The organism is Marinobacter sp. LQ44, from assembly GCF_001447155.2.
In the GTDB taxonomy this organism is placed as follows: domain Bacteria; phylum Pseudomonadota; class Gammaproteobacteria; order Pseudomonadales; family Oleiphilaceae; genus Marinobacter.
Genome location: NZ_CP014754.1, coordinates 2,801,641 through 2,821,606, shown reverse-complemented (window position 1 = coordinate 2,821,606; position 19,966 = coordinate 2,801,641). Strand labels below are relative to the sequence as shown.

Here is a 19,966-nt window from a genome sequence, read left to right as displayed (position 1 = left end):
GCCAAATCTTGCAAAATGCGCAAAAGCTGAACAAAAGTTATGTTTTTATTGATAGTTGTCAAAATTGCAGAGACAGTCAGGCCAATGACAGGTCGGCCAGTGGCGTCGGCCTTGCCAACAGAAAGCCTTGACCACGATGGCAGTTCAGTTCCCGCAGCCTGCGGCGCTGCTCTTCCGTTTCAATACCTTCGGCAACGACCTCCAGGTCCAGCGCCTCGGCTATGGCCAGAATGGCTGACACGATGCGCGAGTCGCGACCATCCGGCCCGAGACGATGGACAAATTGACGGTCGATCTTCAGAACCTTGACCGGCAAGGCATGCAAGTAGGCCAATGATGAATAGCCGGTACCAAAGTCATCGATGGCAACCATGATGCCCCGGTCCACAAACGACTGGAGCTTGGCGAGGCAGCGGCGCGACAGATTCATCAGGTTGGTTTCGGTAATCTCGATTTCCGGGCACCACCCCCGGGCCTCCAGGCTTGAGAACAGCGGCTCCAGCATCGGCTCCAGCCGCCCGTCCGAAATCTGCCGGGCGGAAATATTAATCGCTAGCCGACACCCACTGCCCCAACCGACTTCACATCGCTGAAGGTCCGCCATGATGTGCCGTACGAGTTGCTCAGTAAGCTCATGTATGTGGCCACGCTGCTCTGCCACCGGGACAAAATCCGCCGGCGATACTGCCCCGAGTTCAGGGTGGTGCCAACGCAACAGGGCCTCCAGCCCTACCATGGAGCCACTTGCCAGGTCGTACTGGGGCTGGTACACCACGGAAAACTCCTCCGGAGCCACTTTGAGCGAAGCAATCAATGCTTCAGACAAGCGCTGATGGAACTGCCCCTCCTCACCGTCCACGGCGCTGTAGATTCGATAACAGGCGCGGCCTGAGAGCTTGGCCGCGTGCATTGCACGGTCAGCATTTTGCAGCAGGGCCGAAGCCGTTTCCCCATGCTTTGGAAACACCGCAGCCCCCACAGAGGCCGACAGGAAATGCTCCCGGTGCTCCACCAGCATTGGCGCCTGGAATATCCCGCTCATGCGCTGGCAAACCACGGGTAACTCAGACTCATCCTCCAGCTCGACAATGGCTGCAAATTCGTCCCCGGATAGCCGAGCAACGACATCCCCATCTCGAAGCACACTCTTCACACAGGCCGCCGCCTGCTGAAGCACTCGATCGCCACAGTCATGGCCATGCAGATCATTGACTGCTTTGAAGAAATCCAGATCGATGTAGACTACGGCGAAACAGCCGTTGCCTGCCTTGCGTTGTCCGGTAGTCTACCGGGTAGATATTGAGCCACTGCGGATAGTTCTCGCCATTTTTGCGCCGGTTCCAGATCAGTCCCTCCCAGCATCCGGTCTGGTTCAGGCTGCGCCAAATGGTCTGATAGAACTCGTGCGAATGCAGCCCGGAGCTCAGCACCGATGGCTTCTGCCCCACGACTTCTTCTGGCAGATAGCCGGTCACCGCCTGGAACATAAGGTTGACGTAGGCAATCCGGGCATCGGCTGTTGACAGCATGATGGCCCTCGGGTGGTTGTCCACCAGGGCCTTGAAGTCTTGTTCTTTCAACACCTGCATTGTCTGCCCCCCATCCATACCGGGCCCGCCGAAACCAAACACGTTTGTTTCCAGCATAGGGACAAACTGTCGTAAACCTATCCATATCCTGCAAAAGAAACCAGCCTTTGACCAAAGGAGTAGAAAAATGTGACTCGTATTTGGCGATTTGCAATGTTGGGATACCCCGCACACGGCGACAGGTCGATTGTGTTCCAGCGAGTTCGATAAAAAGATCCAGGAGCGACCCATGCGCAGAAACGAACCGGTTACCGACGAACAGTAATTTCCCGAGGCGGCGCAATAGGGTAGTCTGGCGATCTGTCGGCTGGTGAAACCAGCCCAACCCACAAAAGCTCAGGATCGCCAGCACCTTGACCCTCGGAAATCTTTTCTGGCTGTTTGTCGCCGGTTTTGCCATCTGGTATTGGTGGAAAGCCAAGGACATCAAAGACTTCGTGCTACAGGCCGCACACCGTTACTGTAAAACCATGGACGTGCTGTTACTGGATGATGCCGTTTACCTTCGCGGGCTCTGGTTCAAACGCGACCGCAACGGAAAACTCCGGGTATGGCGCCGCTTCCTGTTTGATTTCACCACCACTGGCGAAGAACGCTATACCGGGCGCATCATCATGCTCGGCCGACAGATTGAGCACATGGAACTGGAACCCCACCGTTTCTGACCCCAGCACACGTACATCCTTCCACGTCACCTCCATCAATGGTGTTAACAAGGGCTCGAAAGTCGCCGATGTAATCCGGGGCGTACTGCCACCCGGCAGTTACGTGGAAGGTGGGGTGGACGCCATCGCCAATGCTCTCGGCGGACTGATCAACGCTCTGTCCGGTTCCAACAACCCGCAGGATGGCGTCGCCGCGCTGGAAACCCTGACCACCCCGGGCACCACCAGCCTGAACAACGCCCTGGGCTGGAAAGGGGTTAACCGAAACGCCTGCGCCGGCACCGCTGAAGACGTCTGGATCAACGGTAACCGGGTGAAGTTCTTCTCCTGGACCGGGCGCGGCATCTGGACCAACGTGTTCGACATTACCGATCCGTTCCTGGGAGTCACCTCTCTGGCTTTCGGCAGTGAGCCGAGCGATGGCCTGGTGGGCGTTTGCTCCACCATGATGGGCAACGTCATCGGCACCCACTACGACATGAACCATGTCGATGCCATCAACCACCTGCTGGGTGCACGCTCACTCTGGACCAACCCGGTCAGCCTGTACCGCAGCCACGCCAACCGTTTGAAGAACCGCGGATTGTGAGAACAGTATGACGAAACAACCCATCGCATTGCGTCGATGGGTGCTTCCCGGGGCACTGCTGGCCGTTGTGGCCGGCAGTGGCCTTTGGTGGGCACTGACGCCGCAAGCAAACATGGTCACCGCCAGCACAACACCTCAGCAGGCAACTGAAAAGACCGCTCAGCAGTCTGGTTCAGCCAGCCACGACGCGGCACCCGTTGACGCCCCCACCCCATCGGTTACTGGAACCCGAACACCGGAGTCGCTCGGACCAAACCCGTTTGCGCCGTCATTGCAGGGCACGGATATAGAAGGCGTTCTACAGGCCGACGACAACGGTCAGCTGGTGGTGAATCTGGAGGTCAGGGATTTCTTCGATTATTTCCTGAGCACCGTCGGCGAGGTGTCACCGGAGACCGCCATTGGCCAGATTCAGCAGATGGCTCGCCAACACCTGCCCGAGAGCGCGGCACAACAAGCCCTCGCGTTACTGGACCAATACTCAGCCTCGAGGCCATGGTTCAGGAACTACACGACCTGATGAACGAGACGCTCGGCCAACGCAATATCACTCTGACCATCGAATCACAGCCTGCCGGATACCCCGTTCTGGCTGACCCGGGCCTGTTGCTGCGCATACTGCAGAACCTGGTGATCAATGCGGCCGACCATAGCGGTGGCAATGCCATTACCGTCAGCAGCCAATGCCAGGACCACTGGGTAACGCTGCGGGTAGCCGACAACGGCAAAGGGGTGGCGCCAGAGCTGGGGGAGCAGTTGTTCCAGCCCTACGTCCGTGGCAACAGCCCGGCGCCCTGCCCGGGGCTTGGTTTGGGGCTGACCATCGTCCGGGAATTCACCGGCCTGATGGATGGCCGGTGCGGTGTCAACTCCCGGCCCAACCAGGGTAGCGTGTTCTGGATTGAGCTACCGGCCACTACAACCAGCCAAGCGCCCGGGCCTTGTTAACGCACTCTGTCCGGTTGTGAACACCAAGCTGGGTGAAGATCGCCTTCAGGTGGGCTTTCACGGTGTGTTCGGTCAGGTCCAGGCTTTGGCAGATGCGTTTGTTGGGGAACCCCTGAGCCAGCAGGGACAACACCTCCCGCTGCCGTGGCGTCAGGGGAAGGTCGTCAGTAGCGAACGCCGTCAGCCCCCCGGGGAAGTAGCTCTGCCCCTGTCCCACTGCTCGCATCATTCGCACCAGTGATGCCCTGCTTGCGGATTTGGCAAGAAAACCTTTGGCACCGGCGGCCCTGGCGGCTCGCACCGTCCCTTCGTCATCGCTGCTGGAAATGATGACAATGGGCGGTTTGGCACTCTGACCAGACAGCCGGGCGAACAGAGATAGCCCCACCTCACCGTTGAGGGCGACATCCAGCAGCACCAGATCAATGTTGTCATCGTGCCTCAAGGCATCGGCAGCTTGTTCAACCGACGAGACAATTTTCACCTGCGCTGCCAGCATCTCCTGCTGAATCAGACCCGCCAGTCCTTGAGCAAACAGCGCATGGTCGTCCACCAACAGCACCCTCCCGAAGAGTGATACTGCCGATGCCGGGGCGGATTCGGCACCCCGACCAAGCGTTGTCGCAATCATTCACAGTCTCCCGCACTGTTTATTTTTGTTTCCGGGGATACGCCACTATAAGCCAGCCAGACCAATCACTCAGCGGCCTGCTTAACACTTTATTACATAGGTGCCTGTTCTTATCTGCTCACTGCAGCCGACTGAAACACAAATGTCATAATTCTGAAGCATGCTTCCCATTACTCAACCATCTGTTATAAATAGGTTTTTCAACTAATGGCGAAACCACCAAGGAAGTTTTTAACTCTCTGCCTGTTCGTGCTCACGGCGGTCGTGCTGTCTCCAGCATCCGCCCATGAGCTTGAAATACATGGGTCGAACACCGTTGGCGCCACGCTGGCCCCCATGTTGGTCTCCGGGTATCTACAGCAGCTTGGCGACGGCAACCCCAGCAGCCGGCCCACTGGTGAGGAAAATGAACAAATCCTCAGTGCCAACGCCGGCGGCCGGAATCTCAGTGTTCTGGTGGCGGCGCATGGCTCGAGCACCGGCTTTCGAACCCTCGCCAGCGGCCGGGCCGGCATCTGGGCATCATCCCGACCGGTGAAGCCATCCGAGGCCGACCAGGTGCGTGCGCAAGCCGATCTCACCGCGCTGGAAAGCGAGCATGTGATTGCCATTGATGGCCTCGCCATCCTGGTGCACCCATCCAATCCGATCAATCAGCTCAGCATCGACACCATCGGCCAGATCTTTGCCGGTGAGATTCGCAACTGGTCAGAGCTCGGAGGCAGTAACCGGGCTATCACCCTGTACGCGCGGGACGACCGCTCCGGTACCTGGGACACCTTCAAATCCCTGGTGCTGGGCAAGAAATACCCTCTGGATTCTTCGGCAATGCGTTACGAATCCAATGATCAGCTCTCTGATGATGTGTCCCGAGACCCGGGTGGAATCGGTTTCTCAGGCCTGGCCTCGGTACGCAACAGCAAGCTGTTGGCAGTTTCCGACGGCAACGCACCGGCCCTGAAACCGAACCAGCTGACCGTCGCCAGCGAGGACTACCCGTTGTCCAGGCGGCTGTTCATGTACACCATGGGTGATCGCACGCCGGAATTGGCCACCCAGTTGATCGAGTTTACCCTGGGCACCAACGGCCAGGCCCTGGTGGCCGAGTCCGGGTTTATTTCCCAGAACCCGATTGCGGTGAAACCGGACTTCGATGCCTCCGTGCCACTCACCTTCCGTCGCCTGACCGAGAACTACCAACGGCTGACCGTAAACTTCCGGTTTGCCGAGGGCCGCACCAAACTGGACAACAAGGCACAACGGGACCTGATGCGAGTGAAGCATTATCTCGAAGCGCAAGGAGGCTCAGCGGAAGACCTGTTGCTGATCGGTTTCGCCGACACCCAGAGCCATGAACTGAGGGCCCAGATGATCTCCGAACTGCGGGCGCTCTCTGTACGCAAGGCGTTAAACGAGGCAGGCCTGCCCCGGGTCGCCTACACTGGTTATGGGCACTATATGCCGGTGGGCGGCACCGGCAATCAACGTAACGGCCGAGTGGAAGTCTGGATCAAAGACCGTTAACACCGGATAGACAGGGGATTTGACGAAAGTTTCGCCCAAGCCTTCGGCAATCCCCTATCCGCACCGGTATCACAGATATGTTTGGGTTTCCTATACTGCCGTTGTCACCTCCAACCAACAGACCGGGACAATGGACATCAAAAACGATCACCGCTTCGCCATCAACCTGAACGTTCGGGGCATTCAGCCCTCTTCCACCCTGCGTATCAACGAGCTGAGTAACCAGCTTCGGTCCGAGGGCAAGGACATCATCAAACTTGGCTTGGGCCAGTCGCCATTCCCGGTGCCCGGGCGCGTGGTTGATGCCCTCAAAGCGCACGCCCACGAGAAAGATTACCTGCCGGTGAAAGGCCTCAAGGGCCTGCGCGAGGCCATTGCCGGTTACATTAACCGGGCCGAGCGTATGCGTTGCACCTGGGAAGACGTGCTGATCGGCCCGGGCTCGAAAGAGCTGCTGTTTATTCTGCAGCTGGCCTACTACGGTGACCTGCTGATTCCGCGCCCGAGCTGGGTATCCTATGCGCCCCAGGCCCGAATCATCGGCCGCTCGGTACACTGGCTGCCCACCCATGCGGAGAACAACTGGCAGCTGACCGCAGAAGAGCTGGACATCATCTGCCGGGATGACCCGTCGCGCCCGCGTATCCTGATCCTGAACTACCCGTCCAACCCCACCGGTTGCACCTACACCGATGACCAGTTGCTGGCCATCGCCAACGTGGCGCGCAAGTACAACCTGATACTGTTATCGGATGAGATCTACGGTGAAGTGCACTTTGAGGGCAAGCATAAATCCATCGCCCGTTATTACCCGGAGGGCACCATCATCAGCACCGGCATGAGCAAATGGCTGGGCGCCGGTGGCTGGCGTCTGGGCACCTTTATCTTCCCGCCGGAGCTGCGCCCGCTGCAGGACGCCATGGCGATCATCGCAAGCGAGACCTTCACCTCCACAAGCGCGCCTATCCAGCATGCGGCAATCACCGCGTTTGATGGCGGCGAGGATATCGACGAATACCTGAAGCAATCCCGCCGGGTACTGAAGGCAGTAGGCGAGTACACCTACACCCGCCTGAGCGCCATAGGTGCGGTGGTTCGCAAGCCCGAAGGTGCCTTCTACCTGTTCCCGGACTTCTCCGCCTTCAGTGAAAAGCTGGCCCGCAGGGACATCAAAACCGCCCAGGCCTTCTGCACGGCTTTGCTGGCAGACACCGGCGTCGCCATCCTGCCCTCCAGTGATTTCGGCTTTGTGCCGGACCACTTGGGCGCGCGCCTGGCGTTCGTGGACTTCGACGGCACCAAGGCACTGGAACTGGCCGGCGGAGACTATGCCGACCAGGAACTGGGCGAAGACTTCGTCAAACAGGCCTGCCCACGCATTGTGCTGGCCATGGACAAGATGGAGAAGTGGCTGAACAGCCTGTAAGCCTGCCGTGTTAGACTGGCACCCTCACGTTTTCGAACCGGGGGTGCCATGTCTGATTCTGTTTCTCTGCGCGAAATCACCGATTTTGCCGAAGCCCTGGCCAGAGAGGCCGGCGAGCTGATCCGCCACGAGCGCCAGGAAAACACCCTGCGCACCGACTACAAGCAGCAGACGGAACTGGTTACCCACGCCGATGTGATGGCCGACGAGTTCATCACCAGCGCCATCCGCGAACGCTTCCCCGATCACCGCATTTTGTCTGAAGAAACCATGCCGGACCTGTCCCAGGCAGAAGAACTGGACACGCCGCTGTGGATCATCGACCCCATCGACGGCACGGTAAACTACGCCTACGGTCACCCGCAGGTGGCGGTGTCGATTGCCTATGCGGAGCGCGGGCAGGTGCAGGTAGGTGTGGTACACGCGCCGTTCCCGAATGAAACCTTCCGGGCCACCAAAGGCGAAGGCGCCACCTTGAACGGCCAGGCCATTCGCCACAGCGGCGCTACGGAACCCCGGCAAAGCCTGTTTGCCACCGGCTTCCCCTACACCAAGGACAACCTGGAACCGCTGGTAAGGCGGCTGGATGCGATGATTCACCAATGCCGGGACCTGCGCCGCATTGGTTCGGCGGCCCTGGACATCTGCTGGGTGGCCTGCGGCCGTCTGGATATCTACTACGAGAACGTCAGCCCCTGGGACTTCGCCGCCGCCCGCCTGATCGCCTGGGAAGCCGGCGCCACGGTGGGCCACTTCGGCGACGTGCCCGATGGCTACCCGGCCGACCTCTGGGGGCGCGACATCCTGATCTCTGCACCGGCGGTATGGGAGCCCGTGCGGTCCATACTCCGTTCTGCCTCGGGTTATGACTGAGACTGAGGTGCTTGTTTCTGGCAGTCTGGATTTGGAGTTTGGGAACGCCTAGCCTGTGCAATCTGCGTGGTTAGGCACTGGCTGGAGGCCCTTTCCCGAAAACGCTACGAGCACATCCATTTGCGCTTCGCTCCGGCCATCCCTGGCCTCCGAGATTTCGGGAAAGGGCCTCCAGCCAGTGCCTTTCGAACTTCACGGGAATCGCATTAACAGCGCCACTTTTCTCTGTAAACCAGCGATAAATCCAGTTCGGTGTCAGTGAATTGGGTATATCACTGAAATCCGAGCGTTGTGTGCGGGGTTTGCCTTCGCAGAATCTCGAAGGCCAGGGATGGCCGGAGCGAAGCGCACACGGACGTGCTTGTAGCGTTTCTGCGAAGGCAAACCCCGCACACAACACTCCCAAATTCGACAGGCTAGGGGTAGACGAACACCAAGCCTCAACCCCAAACAGCCTCGGAAACCAAGCTCCAAGCCTCGTCGAAATCAGCAGAGGGCAAGCGGGAGAAAGAGGAACGAACGAACCGCTGGATGCGGCCTTCGAGGAACACCATCACAAAATCTGCACCGCGAGCCGCGCTGGTTCGAGGCCGCAGGCCCTGACGGATTTCGCCCTCCTTCAGGGTCTGGCGAAACTGGGTTTCCAAACGCTCGAAGAACTGGGATGCGCGCTTGCGCAGGGACTCATCCTCGCCCATCAGGGCATCGCCCGTCAGCATGCAACACAAACCCGGATTACGCTCAGCGAACACCAACACCAGATGCACCAGCTGCTGAAGGCGAACCCGCACATCTTCCTGCTCCTGAAGCACCAGCTGGCAACGGGAGAACACCGCCTCCTCGGCAAATTCGATCAGGGCTTCGAACATTTTCCGCTTGCTGGGAAAGTGCCGGTACAAGGCCGCTTCGGTAACGCCCACGGTTTTAGCCAGGCCGGCGGTGGTGATCCGGGACCCCGGGTCATTTTGCAGCAATTCAACAAGGGCCTGCAGGATGGTCTCCCGCCGGCTGGGTTTCTGAGTGGTCATATCAGTACTACAGCGCTCTGTTTTTTTGGCCACGGACAACACGGACCTGCACGGACACTCCGGCTACGCTTTTTGTCCGTGCAGGTCCGTGCCGTCCGTGGCTAATGTTTTATGATTTTTTTAGAAAAAAGTGCCGTCAATCGGTGACGACGCACTGGCGTACAGCTTCTTCGGCATACGTCCAGCAAGGTAGGCCTCGCGGCCGGCTTCGATGGCCAGGCGCATGGCGTTGGCCATTTTGATCGGGTCTTTGGCCTGGGCGATGGCGGTGTTCATCAGTACGCCGTCGCAGCCCAGCTCCATGGCGATGGTGGCATCCGAGGCGGTACCAACGCCAGCGTCTACCAGTACCGGTACCTTGGCGTTCTCGACGATCAGCCGGATGTTGTAGCGGTTCTGGATACCCAGGCCTGAGCCGATGGGGGCGCCCAGAGGCATGATCGCCACGCAACCCATTTCTTCCAGACGCATGGCCAGCAGCGGATCGTCGGAGCAGTACACCATCACCTTGAAACCGTCTTTGATCAGCTCTTCGGCGGCGGTCAGGGTTTCCGGCATGTTGGGGTACAGGGTTTTGTGTTCACCCAGCACTTCCAGTTTCACCAGGTCGTGGCCATCCAGCAGCTCCCGGGCCAGCTTGCAGGTGCGTACCGCGTCTTTGGCGGTGTAACAGCCGGCTGTGTTGGGCAGAATGGTGTAGGTGCTCGGGGAAATGACATCCAGCAGGTTCGGCTCGTCCGGGTTCTGGCCGAGATTGGTACGGCGCACCGCCACGGTCACGATCTCGGCGCCACTGGCCTCAATGGCGTGGCCGGTTTCCATCAGGTCGTGATACTTGCCAGTGCCCACCAGCAAGCGGGACTGGTAAACCTTGCCTGCGATTTCCAGGGGTTTGTCTTCGGGGAGCTGGATTTCCGGGGTATCTGTCATAACCTACCTGAGTTCATTGAAAAGAGGGGGCGCGTTCAGCTGAACGCAAACTTAACCGCCGCCGATGGCGTGCACCACTTCCACCCGGTCGCCATCGCTCAGGGTGAAACTCGGGTGCTGACTGCGGGGCACAATATCTTCGTTGACCTCAACCGCGACCCGTTTCCCGGCCAGCGTGAGATGCTCAATCAAGGTCGCAATGGTTGCTCCACCGGGGAGTTCCATGTGCTCACCATTTACCTGAACCTGCATGGTTCGGATCACCTCCGTTACTTTTTCAGGGCCGCCGCAACCAGCAGGGCCCAACCAATCATGAAGCAGACACCACCAATCGGCGTAACCGGCCCGAGCCAGTGATGGCCGGACAACACCAGCAGATACAGGCTGCCGCTGAACAGCACAATGCCTGCGAGCCAGAAGCCGCAAGCGACGCCAAGTAAGCGCTGGGACAAGCCCAGGGCCGGCATCAGGCTCGCTACCACCAGCACCAGGGCGTGGTACATCTGGTAACTGACAGCCGTCTGGAACACTTCCAGGCCCCGCTCGCTCACCACGTGGCGTAAACCGTGGGCACCGAAGGCACCCGCCATCACCGCCAACAGGCCGGCCAAAGCCCCCATCATCAGAGCCCAGCGAATCACCGCTTCTGAGGGTTTAAGCGCAGTCACAGTGAATCAGCTCCCCGGAATCCAGATTCATCAGGGTCAGGGCGCCACCCCAGACACAGCCGGTATCCAGGCCGATAAACCGGTCACTGCCGGTGTTGCCTTGCAGCGCAGCCCAGTGGCCGAAGATCACCTTTACATCGTCTTTCCGGGGGTAGGTAAACCAGGGCGCGAAGCCCGGCGGTGCATTATCCGCCGACTCTTTGGTGGCCAGCTCCAGGCTGCCGTCTTCGGCGATAAAGCGCATCCGGGTGAAGTAGTTGGTGATCACTCGCCAACGCTCCATACCAGTGAGGGTATCACACCAGCGCTCCGGCTGATTGCCATACATTTGGCTGAAATATTCCTGCGCCTGCCCGCCCCGGATCACTGCTTCTACTTCCCGGGCACAGGCCACTGCCTGGTCCACGCTCCAGATATGAGGCAGCCCGGCATGGGCCATAACCAGGTTACGTTTTTCGTCGTGCACGCACAGATATCGTTGGCGCAGCCAGTGGATCAGGCGGTCATGGTCCGGTGCATCGAGGATACCGTGCAGGGTGTCTTTGCGCTTCGGGCTGTGGCCACCCAGGGCAACCGCCAGCAAGTGCAAATCATGGTTACCCAACACCACCACGGCAGCGTCGCCCAGGCTTTCAATGTAGCGCAGGGTTTCCAGTGAGGCGGGCCCGCGGTTAATCAGATCGCCCGCCACCCAGAGCCGGTCCCGGGAGGGCGAGAAATCCACTTTCGCCAGAACATCCCGTAACCGGTCATAGCAGCCCTGAATATCGCCAATGGCGTAATCAGTCATTACTTACCTCATCCACCTCGACATTAAGCGGGCCTGCGTCCGCCAGCAGGTCGGCAATCTTGACGTAGTCGGCCAGACTCAGGTTTTCCGGCCGCAGGCCGTCGTTGATGCCCACAGACTGCAACTGTTCCACCGTCACCAGAGCCGCCAGTGCCTTGCGCAGGGTCTTCCGGCGCGCGTTGAAAGCGGTGCGCACCACGGCCTGAAGGGTCTTGAGGTTCTTGGCCGGGTGCGGCAATTCCTTGTGGGGCACCAGGCGAACGATGGCAGAATCCACTTTCGGAGCCGGCCGGAAAGCGCCCGGGCCCACTTCAAACAGCGGCTGCACCTTGCAGAAGTACTGGGCCATGATACCCAGTCGGCCATAGTTATTGTCACCCGGCGTGGCCGCCAGCCGCTGCACCACTTCTTTCTGCAGCATGAAGTGCATGTCCTGGACCACCCCGGACTGCGCCAGCAGATGGAAAATCAGCGGTGTTGAGATGTTATAGGGCAGGTTGCCGACAATTCGCAGTGGGCGACCATCGACCACCAGCTGGCTGAAATCGAAACTCAGGGCATCGGCTTCGTGAATCCGGAACTCCGGGTAATTGAAGAACTTGGTGCGCAGCACCGGAATCAGGTCCCGGTCCAGCTCCACCACCTGCAGGCGCGGATTAACCGCCAGGATCTCTTCGGTAATCGCACCGAGACCAGGACCAATCTCGACAATGGCATCATCCGGTTTCGGATTGATCGACCGGACAATCTTCTCGATCACGCCCGGATCATGAAGAAAGTTCTGGCCGAAACGTTTACGGGCCATGTGGCCCGGATGGTTACTCATGATGACTCTCCGGCAATAGCCGCCCGGCGGCAGCGGGCCATGTGTTCGCCGACGCGAATGGCGGTGTGCAGGCTGCCGGCGTCGGCCTTGCCGGTGCCGGCCAGGTCCAGGGCGGTGCCGTGGTCTACCGAGGTACGGACAATGGGCAGGCCCAGGGTGATGTTGACCGCCCGGCCAAAGCCCTGAAATTTCAGTACCGGCAGGCCCTGGTCGTGGTACATGGCCAGCACGGCATCAGCGTTATCCAGCCAGTGGGGGGTGAACAGGGTATCGGCCGGCAACGGGCCGGTCAGTTTAATACCTTCGGCCCGGAGCTTATCCAGGGTCGGCTCGATCACTTCGATCTCTTCCCGGCCCAGGTGGCCACCCTCACCAGCATGGGGGTTCAGGCCCGCTACCAGAATGCGCGGTTGGTCGATGCCAAAAAAGGTTTTCAGGTCGGCGTTAAGAATGCGCGTTACCTGGGTCAACCGTTCGGGGGTAATGGCCGCAGATACGTCCTTCAGGGGTAAGTGGGTGGTTACTAGCGCCACCCGCAATTCCTCAGTAGCCAGCATCATCACCACCCGTTCAACACCGCAGAGTTCCTGCAGAAACTCGGTGTGGCCGCTGAACGCGATTCCGGCTTCGTTGATTACGCCCTTGTGAACCGGCGCGGTCACCATACCGTCGAAATTGCCATCCAGGCAGCCCCTGGCGGCGGTGGTCAGGGTATCGAGCACATACTGACTGTTGCCGGCGTGTAACCGGCCCGCGACTATGGACTCGCAGCCTTCCACATGGCGCACCGACACATGGCCAGCCCGGGTGTCCGGCGTCTGGCCCGGGTGCCAGTCGTGCAACTCTACGGCCAGGCCAAGCTGCCGGGCACGGTCTGCCAGCAGCGTTTTGCAGGCCACCACCACGATGCCGGCCTGGCGCGGTTCAAGCGCCAGTTGCAGGCACAGTTCCGGCCCAATGCCCGCTGGCTCGCCGGCAGTCAAAGCCAGAATCACCGGTGTCGTCATGACGCGTTGTTTTCCTCACTGGCCGGGTTCAGATCGGCGTAGTCCCCTTTGAACTCGACAAAGGCTTCATCGCGAATTTCCCTGAGCCAGTTCTGAAGTTCGGTTTCAAACTTGCGCTGGTAGATAGCTTGCCGGGCCTGGGACTCCCGGTTTTCAGCGGTCACGTCCTGTTGCCGGCGTTCTTCTACCTGAAGAATGTGCCAGCCAAACTGTGAACGCACCGGCCCGTATATCTCGCCCACATCGGCTTCCATCATGGCCTGCTCGAAAGCCGGAACCATCTGGCCGGGGCTGACCCAACCCAGGTTGCCGCCATCGGAGCCGGACACCGGGTCATCCGACAACTCCCGGGCCAGGGCAGCAAAGTTCGCGCCGTCCTGCAATTGCTGGTAGATATCGCGAATGCGGTTTTCAGCCTGGGTTTCGGTTACCGCTTGGGAGGGGCGAATCAGGATATGGCGCACCCGGTGCTGCTGGATCACCGTTTGCTGCTCGCCACCGCGCTTGTCCATCACCGTCACCAGGTGGAAACCGCTGTTGTTCTCAAGCACCTCTGAGGGCACGCCTACTTCCATGTTCGGCACCACCGGCGCAACCAGTGATGGCAACTGACTCTCTGTACGCCAGCCCATATCGCCGCCTTCCAGAGCGTTGCCAGCATCCGATTCGGCAACCGCCACTTCCCGGAAGTCGCGACCATCGATGATCTGCTGGCGCAGGTTTTCCGCTTTTGCGCGAGCCTGCTCAACGGAATCCTCGTTACCGGGGTCATCTACCTGGATAAAGATATAAGCCAGGCGGTATTCCTCAGCATCCGGCCCCCGGCCGGCCTGGGCCTGCAGGTAATTCTCAACCTCCCGGTCAGTGATACGGACCCGGTTGCCAACCCGGCGCTGCTGCACCCGGCCAGACAACATTTCATTACGGATCTGTTCCCGGGCCTGCTGGTAGGTAACGCCCTCTTCCGCCAGTTGCTCTTCAAACTGCTCCAGGCTCAAGCCGTTACTACGGGCAATATTGGCCAGGGTCTCGTTCAGCTCGTTATCGCTGATGCGCATCCCCATCTGGTCCGCCATCTGCAACTGAAGAGACTCGGAAATCAGCTGTTCCAATACTCGCTCTTCCAGCAGTTGCCGGGGCGGCAGGCCGGTGCCCTGGGCACTGAGACGGCCAACAATGGTATTTACCCGCGCATCCAGTTCGGTCTGGAGGATGACATCGTCATCCACAATGGCAACCACCCGGTCCAGCACTTGTCGCTCGGCGTGGGCAGAAACCGACACAGCCAGCATGGCCATGGTCAGCAGCAGTGTCAGTCCGTGGCGTAACGTCGCCTTCATAATCACCTCTTGATGTGTACATTCCCAGCCAGGCCTTCAGAACAGGCTGGCTGATGACATTGGTTCGTTTTAACGGCGCGGAGTTCCAAAGCGGCGGCGCTCGCGTTCGTCATAGCCGTAGATGGCATCAGAAATATTGTCGGAGGCGCCACCACTACCCCCGAGCCCTTTCAGTTCAATGCGGAACAGCACACGGTTATCCAGCTGTTCATCGTCCGTCAGGTAGTTCTGGTGAACTACCTGAACGCTCCAGCAGCAGTTGTTGTATTCAAGACCCGCCAGGGTACCAACGGTACGGTCCAGGCCGGAATCATAAACCCAGCGACCGACTCCGCTAACACGGTTGGTCACTGGGAAAACAACACCAACATCACTCTGTTCCAGCTCGTCTGGTCGGCTGTAGGTGTGGCCCAGAGTGGCCAGGTAACGATAATCCTGTGAGTGGAAGATTAGCTGGCTTCGGCCTTCTTCGGTTTGCTGGGTGTCGGGGTCCCACAGGCCGGCACTGCGAATCTCCAGATTCTCCAGCGGATTCAATACCAGCTCACCGGCCAGCGGTGAGCGGCTTCTGTCGGAGGCGCCCTGGCCGAACAGGTCCACCTCCCGATCATCGAAATAGCGCACCTGCCCGATGCTGACCCTGGCACGCTCCGCCCCGGTCACCAAGTCATTGAACCGGCTGGTCAGGGCGACGGTCAACTGGTTGGCGTCACCCACCCGGTCACCGCCGGTGAAGCGATCCCGCTCAAACAACTGGTCGAAGCGGAAGCTCTTGAGCCCGGCATCAAAGTCCGGGATGTGATTCTGGTCAGCATCGGCATCGGCCCAGGCATAATACAGCCGGGGCTCCAGAGTCTGGTTGTAAGGCACATCGAACAGGCTGGAGCGGCGATCGAAATACAGCCCGTTATCCCACTCAAACACCGGCACCGTTCGGTCAAAGCTGCCGCTGCCCTGAGTGTAATCTTCCAGGTCATAGCGGGTGTAATCCAGACTGGCCGACGGTCGGGTGAAACCCCAGAGCCTGCGCACAGGCAGGGCCAGTTCCGGAATGGCTCGAACCCGCTGGCCGTTGGCCCGGTCGAGGCCGGTCAGATTCTCGTTGTCACGATAGAACCAGGTGTACTGGCTCTCGAGATTGGCCTCAACGAGCCCGAATTCGCCGGTTCCGGCGTAGAGAATCTCCGGCAACTGGGCGTAGGGTTTGTCGACATCGGCAATCCGGTCCCGGATGGTCTGGTAACCGTTCAGGTAGGCCTCGAAATACTGGCTATTGCCGGAATAACGCACACCACCGCGCCGTTGCAGGTGCGTTGCCTGATCGATTTCCAGGGAGCGGTTGAGGTCGCTGAGGTAGTCCTGGTCAGAGACCACCGAGTAGTCCCCGTAACCGGTCCAGCCGCTGCCAAACCGGGCTCGGGTGGTGAAATCCAGCGCCCAGCGATCGCCACCCTCGCCTGGATTGTCAGCCTTGAAGGCGGAATCGTTGTCGATATAACCCAGTTGCAGGACCGATTCACCAAAACGGCTCAGGTAACGCCCTTCTACTTCGGTGAACAGCCCACGGCCATGAATGTACTGGGGTGTCAGCGTGGCATCGTAATGGGGCGCCAGGTTCAGGTAATACGGTAAGGCCAGATAGCCGCCGCTGCCGGCGCTGGAGGAACCGAACTGGGGGTACAGGAAACCGGTTTTGCGGCGGTCATCAATGGGAAAGGTGATGTAGGGCCAGTAGAACACCGGGGTATCCAGCACCTCCAGGCGAACGTGGCGGGCGGTGCCAAAGCCTTCCTCCTGATCCAGGGCAATATCAGATGCCACGATAGACCAGTCGTTCTGATGGGGCCCACAGGTGGTCAACATGCCATCGGTGATCAGCACCTGATGCTCGCCGACCCGGGACAAGGACGAAGCCCGGCCCCGCATCTCAGACTCATGCAACAGGAAGGTGGCGGTATTGATATCCAGCTGCCCGGACTCCACCGAGTAACGGGCGCTGTCGCCGGTGAGCAAAAACCCTTCGCCACGGCTGACCAGTGGGCCGACGAGGTCCAGCTGCCCCGTTTGCTGGTTATAGCGGGCTTCGGAGCCCGTGGCCTGAAATTCACCCTGGCGCAGGCGCACATCGCCCTGCAGGAACAGCTCGGAATCCAGCTGATAGCGAGCATTCAGAGCGCTGGCCTCCAGCGGTGCTTCCCCGGTCTCCGCGCCGGACAGCAACGGCATCTGGCCGCCAGCCGCCGACGATGGCAGGTATCCGCCTTCACAAAATACCGGTAATCGATCCCTCACCTCGGGCGGCAGCTCACTGCGGGGACGCCAGTCGATTTCCGCCGCACTGGGAGCCTGGTCCTGGGCATTTGCTACTCCGGAAACAGGCAAAAGCGCCATTGCCAACAGGAGCCTGGCGAACCGGTGCTGGGGCCACGACAGGTAACGGTAACGGCTGGGCACGGTAGCGAAGTTCCTGTTCCGGGTGAATGGGGCTTGAAGAAAAACAGCTGCCTAGTTTACACGCGCCCCACGGGCTTGTTAACGGAAACACCGCTGCAAATCCGTTTTACGCTCTTTATACTGCTCTGCTAACGTTTGCACTCAGTCATTGAACTCAGGAAGCGCAGCATCACCATGGATATCCGCCTGCAACGGCTGACCGAATGGGTCAGGCACATACCCGGTTTTGAAACCGCCAGCCCCGAGCCGGTTTCCGGTGACGCCAGCTTCCGCCGGTACTTCCGGGTTTGGCAAAGCACCACTGGCAAAGCCCCGGTGCCGTTTATCGTTATGGATGCCCCGCCCGAGCACGAAGACTGCCAGCCCTTTGTGGCTATTGCCCGGCACTGGCGCCAGCAAGACATTATGGTCCCGGCCATTGCCGATGAAGACCTGGCCCAGGGTTTCCTGCTGTTGGAAGACTTTGGCGACCAGCTGATGCTGCCAGCCCTGGCCCAGACCAACGCCGAGACACTGTACCGGCAGGCACTGGATGAGTTGGTCAGGATCGGCCAGGTGTCCTCGCCGGGCAATTACCCGCTGCCACCTTACGATGAAGCCCTGCTGGACAGGGAGATGGCGCTGTTCCCCGACTGGCTGCTGGAGCAACACCTGCAACTGACACTCAGCAATCAGGAACGGGCGCTGCTGGACACCACCTTTGCGCTTCTGAAGGAGAGCGCCCTGGCACAACCGGAGGTCACGGTGCACCGGGACTACCATTCCCGGAACCTGCTGGTACTTGCCGGCAGCGCGCGCCCGGGGGTGATTGATTTCCAGGATGCAGTGCGCGGACCGGTCACCTACGATGTCGTTTCCCTGCTGAAAGACTGCTACGTGCGCTGGCCCGAACACCAGATCGCCGACTGGCTCGAATATTTCCGCACCGCCGGCCTCGCGGCCGGCCTGCATCGCGCCGACCCGGATACCTTCCGGCAATGGTTTGAGCTGATGGGCATGCAACGGCACCTGAAGGCCGCCGGTATCTTTGCCCGCCTGGCAATCCGGGATGGTAAAACCGGGTACCTGGATGATATCCCCCGCACCGTTTCTTACCTGCGAGACGCCAGCGCCCGGCAACCGGCGCTCCGACACTTCCATGAATGGCTGTGCGACCGCGTACTGCCCGCCATTGAACAGCGTATTGGCCCCGTTCCCGGGCAGGAGAGCAGCCAGCAGTGAAAGCCATGATCCTGGCCGCCGGCAAGGGCGAACGCATGCGCCCGCTGACCCTGACCACCCCGAAACCACTCCTGGTCGCCGGCGGCAAGCCGCTGATCGTTCATCACCTGGAACACCTGCGTGACGCGGGCTTCCGCGACGTCGTCATCAACCACGCCTGGCTGGGTGAGCAGATAGAGCAGCAATTGGGCAATGGCAAGCAGTTTGGCCTGAGCATTCGCTACTCCGCCGAGGGCGAGCCACTGGAAACCGCCGGCGGCATCGTCCGGGCGCTGCCATTGCTGACCGACCGGGGAGACGACTGGTTTCTGGTGATCAATGGCGACATCTGGAGCGATGTCTCGTTATCGGACCTGCGGCCTCCGGAACAGGATAACTGCCTTGCCGTTCTGGTGATGACGGATAACCCCGAGCACCACCCGGAGGGGGATTTTCACCTCGAAGCCGATGGCGCCCTGACCACAAGCGGCGGCAGCAAACTCACCTTCACCGGTATCAGCCTGCTGCACCGAAAGCTGTTCAATGGCCTGGATGACACGTCCGGCAAGCTGGGCCCGGTGCTTCGCAAGGCCATGGCAAGCCATCAGGTTCGAGGCCTCTATCATGGTGGCCGCTGGGTGGATGTTGGGACCCCGGCCAGACTGGACGAGCTGGACAGGCAACTCGCCGACGGCAGGCGTCAGGTATGAGCAAAGCCAGCACGCCACCGTTACCCGCCAGACTGGAGTCGGTGTTCTCCGACCTGCTCAAGGAGCTGTCCAGTTGCGGGCACCAGGCCAGCACCCTGATGGAGAGAGCGAGGCTGCCGCGCTGGTGCCGCAAACCCCTGTTCTTTTTCCTCGGCTACATTGCCAAGGCCGATGGCCGGGTGATGGAAGCAGACATCCGCTACGCCGAGGCCCTGATGAAAGCCCTTGGCCTCTCCAACCGCCAGCGCAAGAAGGCCATTGACCAGTTCCAGCGGGGCAAGGCCGCCAGCCAGTTACCCCTGAGGCAGGGCCTGCTGTTCCGTTTGCTGGCAGCGATATGGCCCGGACCAGCCCTGAAGACGGCCATCTGCCTGTGCCACGGTGCCCAGGTACTGGGCCAGCCCGGCAAAGCCCGGCGCTACCGCTGCGAAGATGCCATCGATCACATCGGCCTGCCCGTGGCGGTCAGCGACGACATCTTTGAAAGCTACGCCAGCAAAGTCTGGATCCGTAACGCCGGCCCTGCAGCCAAACCGGATACCTATGAACAGGCCTGCCAGATCCTCGGTGTGACCCGACGGGAAGACCTGCAATCCATCAAACGGACCTACAGAAAGAAGGTGTCCGAATGTCATCCAGACAAACTCGCCCAGCAGAAACTGACACCATCAGAACTGGCCATGGCCAAGGATCGACTGCTTCGCTACCAGCAGGCCTGGGAACTGATCAAACAACGCCACCGCCCACTGTAAGCCGTCGCCGCAGCCG

The 19,966-nt window shown here is 60.0% G+C and carries 21 protein-coding genes and 1 pseudogene; 10 read left to right on the top strand and 12 right to left on the bottom strand.

The features are described 5' to 3' along the window. Window positions 1-76: 76 nt before the first annotated feature. Window positions 77-1,204, bottom strand: a complete 1,128-nt coding sequence (locus ASQ50_RS12945; protein ID WP_264754052.1) for a putative bifunctional diguanylate cyclase/phosphodiesterase — start codon at window positions 1,202-1,204, stop codon at window positions 77-79. A 1-nt stretch (window position 1,205) separates the two neighbouring features. Then, entirely contained in the window at window positions 1,206-1,646 is a 441-nt protein-coding gene (locus ASQ50_RS21455) for a PAS domain-containing protein (RefSeq protein WP_227513161.1), read from the bottom strand. A 296-nt stretch (window positions 1,647-1,942) separates the two neighbouring features. Between ASQ50_RS21455 and ASQ50_RS12940 the strand changes: the two genes are divergently transcribed. From ASQ50_RS12940 to ASQ50_RS12925, 4 genes and pseudogenes are all read left to right on the top strand, one after another. Next, window positions 1,943-2,254 (top strand): DUF3301 domain-containing protein, encoded by a 312-nt coding sequence (locus tag ASQ50_RS12940; RefSeq protein ID WP_058091449.1) that lies wholly within the window; start codon window positions 1,943-1,945, stop codon window positions 2,252-2,254. A 25-nt stretch (window positions 2,255-2,279) separates the two neighbouring features. Continuing rightward, window positions 2,280-2,843, top strand: a pseudogene (locus tag ASQ50_RS12935) (triacylglycerol lipase); the annotation flags it as partial. 7 nt (window positions 2,844-2,850) lie between these two features. Further along, entirely contained in the window at window positions 2,851-3,363 is a 513-nt protein-coding gene (locus ASQ50_RS21215) for a hypothetical protein (protein ID WP_058091450.1), read from the top strand. Next, window positions 3,363-3,791, top strand: coding sequence for a sensor histidine kinase (locus ASQ50_RS12925; RefSeq protein ID WP_058091451.1), 429 nt, complete (start codon window positions 3,363-3,365; stop codon window positions 3,789-3,791). Before ASQ50_RS21215 ends, ASQ50_RS12925 begins: the two co-directional genes overlap by 1 nt. Here the strand turns inward: ASQ50_RS12925 and ASQ50_RS12920 are convergent. Continuing rightward, on the bottom strand, window positions 3,760-4,422 hold the full coding sequence (locus ASQ50_RS12920) for a response regulator transcription factor (protein ID WP_058091452.1): 663 nt from the start codon (window positions 4,420-4,422) through the stop codon (window positions 3,760-3,762). The two genes, ASQ50_RS12925 and ASQ50_RS12920, sit on opposite strands and share 32 nt — an antisense overlap. A 207-nt stretch (window positions 4,423-4,629) precedes the next feature. On the opposite strand from ASQ50_RS12920, the gene ASQ50_RS12915 reads away from it, so the two are divergent. The 3 genes from ASQ50_RS12915 (at window position 4,630) to ASQ50_RS12905 (ending at window position 8,245) form a co-directional block, all read left to right on the top strand. Continuing rightward, window positions 4,630-5,946: a substrate-binding domain-containing protein gene (locus ASQ50_RS12915; protein ID WP_082888486.1), complete on the top strand. Its 1,317-nt coding sequence runs from the start codon at window positions 4,630-4,632 to the stop codon at window positions 5,944-5,946. Window positions 5,947-6,076: 130 nt separating this feature from the next. Next, complete coding sequence (locus ASQ50_RS12910) at window positions 6,077-7,372, top strand: pyridoxal phosphate-dependent aminotransferase (protein WP_058091453.1); 1,296 nt, start codon at window positions 6,077-6,079, stop codon at window positions 7,370-7,372. Window positions 7,373-7,420: 48 nt separating this feature from the next. Further along, window positions 7,421-8,245, top strand: coding sequence for an inositol monophosphatase family protein (locus ASQ50_RS12905; RefSeq protein WP_058091454.1), 825 nt, complete (start codon window positions 7,421-7,423; stop codon window positions 8,243-8,245). Window positions 8,246-8,685: 440 nt separating this feature from the next. Here ASQ50_RS12905 and slmA read toward each other — a convergent pair whose 3' ends face one another. The 9 genes from slmA to ASQ50_RS12860 all read right to left on the bottom strand — a co-directional run bounded on the left by slmA (window position 8,686) and on the right by ASQ50_RS12860 (window position 17,225). After that, the gene (gene slmA, locus ASQ50_RS12900; RefSeq protein ID WP_058091641.1) at window positions 8,686-9,273 is read right to left on the bottom strand and encodes a nucleoid occlusion factor SlmA; all 588 of its coding nucleotides are present in this window, start codon (window positions 9,271-9,273) and stop codon (window positions 8,686-8,688) included. Between the two features lie 120 nt (window positions 9,274-9,393). Then, on the bottom strand, window positions 9,394-10,203 hold the full coding sequence (locus ASQ50_RS12895; RefSeq protein ID WP_058091455.1) for a thiazole synthase: 810 nt from the start codon (window positions 10,201-10,203) through the stop codon (window positions 9,394-9,396). A gap of 51 nt (window positions 10,204-10,254) precedes the next feature. After that, window positions 10,255-10,455 (bottom strand): sulfur carrier protein ThiS, encoded by a 201-nt coding sequence (gene thiS / locus ASQ50_RS12890; protein ID WP_058091456.1) that lies wholly within the window; start codon window positions 10,453-10,455, stop codon window positions 10,255-10,257. Window positions 10,456-10,472: 17 nt separating this feature from the next. Next, entirely contained in the window at window positions 10,473-10,826 is a 354-nt protein-coding gene (locus tag ASQ50_RS12885; RefSeq protein WP_058091642.1) for a DUF423 domain-containing protein, read from the bottom strand. Window positions 10,827-10,857: 31 nt separating this feature from the next. Beyond that, window positions 10,858-11,661 carry a symmetrical bis(5'-nucleosyl)-tetraphosphatase gene (locus ASQ50_RS12880; protein WP_058091457.1) on the bottom strand — a complete coding sequence of 268 codons (804 nt, stop codon included), beginning with the start codon at window positions 11,659-11,661 and terminating at the stop codon, window positions 10,858-10,860. Further along, window positions 11,654-12,487: a 16S rRNA (adenine(1518)-N(6)/adenine(1519)-N(6))-dimethyltransferase RsmA gene (gene rsmA, locus ASQ50_RS12875; protein ID WP_058091458.1), complete on the bottom strand. Its 834-nt coding sequence runs from the start codon at window positions 12,485-12,487 to the stop codon at window positions 11,654-11,656. Before rsmA ends, ASQ50_RS12880 begins: the two co-directional genes overlap by 8 nt. After that, entirely contained in the window at window positions 12,484-13,494 is a 1,011-nt protein-coding gene (gene pdxA, locus ASQ50_RS12870) for a 4-hydroxythreonine-4-phosphate dehydrogenase PdxA (protein WP_058091459.1), read from the bottom strand. The genes rsmA and pdxA overlap by 4 nt, the downstream gene beginning before the upstream one ends. Beyond that, entirely contained in the window at window positions 13,491-14,834 is a 1,344-nt protein-coding gene (locus ASQ50_RS12865; protein WP_058091460.1) for a peptidylprolyl isomerase, read from the bottom strand. Before ASQ50_RS12865 ends, pdxA begins: the two co-directional genes overlap by 4 nt. Window positions 14,835-14,903: 69 nt before the next feature. Beyond that, complete coding sequence (locus ASQ50_RS12860) at window positions 14,904-17,225, bottom strand: LPS-assembly protein LptD (protein WP_058091643.1); 2,322 nt, start codon at window positions 17,223-17,225, stop codon at window positions 14,904-14,906. 237 nt (window positions 17,226-17,462) lie between these two features. Between ASQ50_RS12860 and ASQ50_RS12855 the strand changes: the two genes are divergently transcribed. The 3 genes from ASQ50_RS12855 to ASQ50_RS12845 are packed head-to-tail and all read left to right on the top strand — an operon-like array spanning window position 17,463 to window position 19,950. Next, window positions 17,463-18,509 carry an aminoglycoside phosphotransferase family protein gene (locus ASQ50_RS12855; protein WP_058091461.1) on the top strand — a complete coding sequence of 349 codons (1,047 nt, stop codon included), beginning with the start codon at window positions 17,463-17,465 and terminating at the stop codon, window positions 18,507-18,509. Further along, on the top strand, window positions 18,506-19,198 hold the full coding sequence (murU, locus tag ASQ50_RS12850) for an N-acetylmuramate alpha-1-phosphate uridylyltransferase MurU (RefSeq protein WP_058091462.1): 693 nt from the start codon (window positions 18,506-18,508) through the stop codon (window positions 19,196-19,198). The genes ASQ50_RS12855 and murU overlap by 4 nt, the downstream gene beginning before the upstream one ends. Continuing rightward, window positions 19,195-19,950, top strand: coding sequence for a DnaJ domain-containing protein (locus ASQ50_RS12845; protein ID WP_058091463.1), 756 nt, complete (start codon window positions 19,195-19,197; stop codon window positions 19,948-19,950). The genes murU and ASQ50_RS12845 overlap by 4 nt, the downstream gene beginning before the upstream one ends. The last annotated feature ends 16 nt before the right edge of the window (window positions 19,951-19,966 follow it).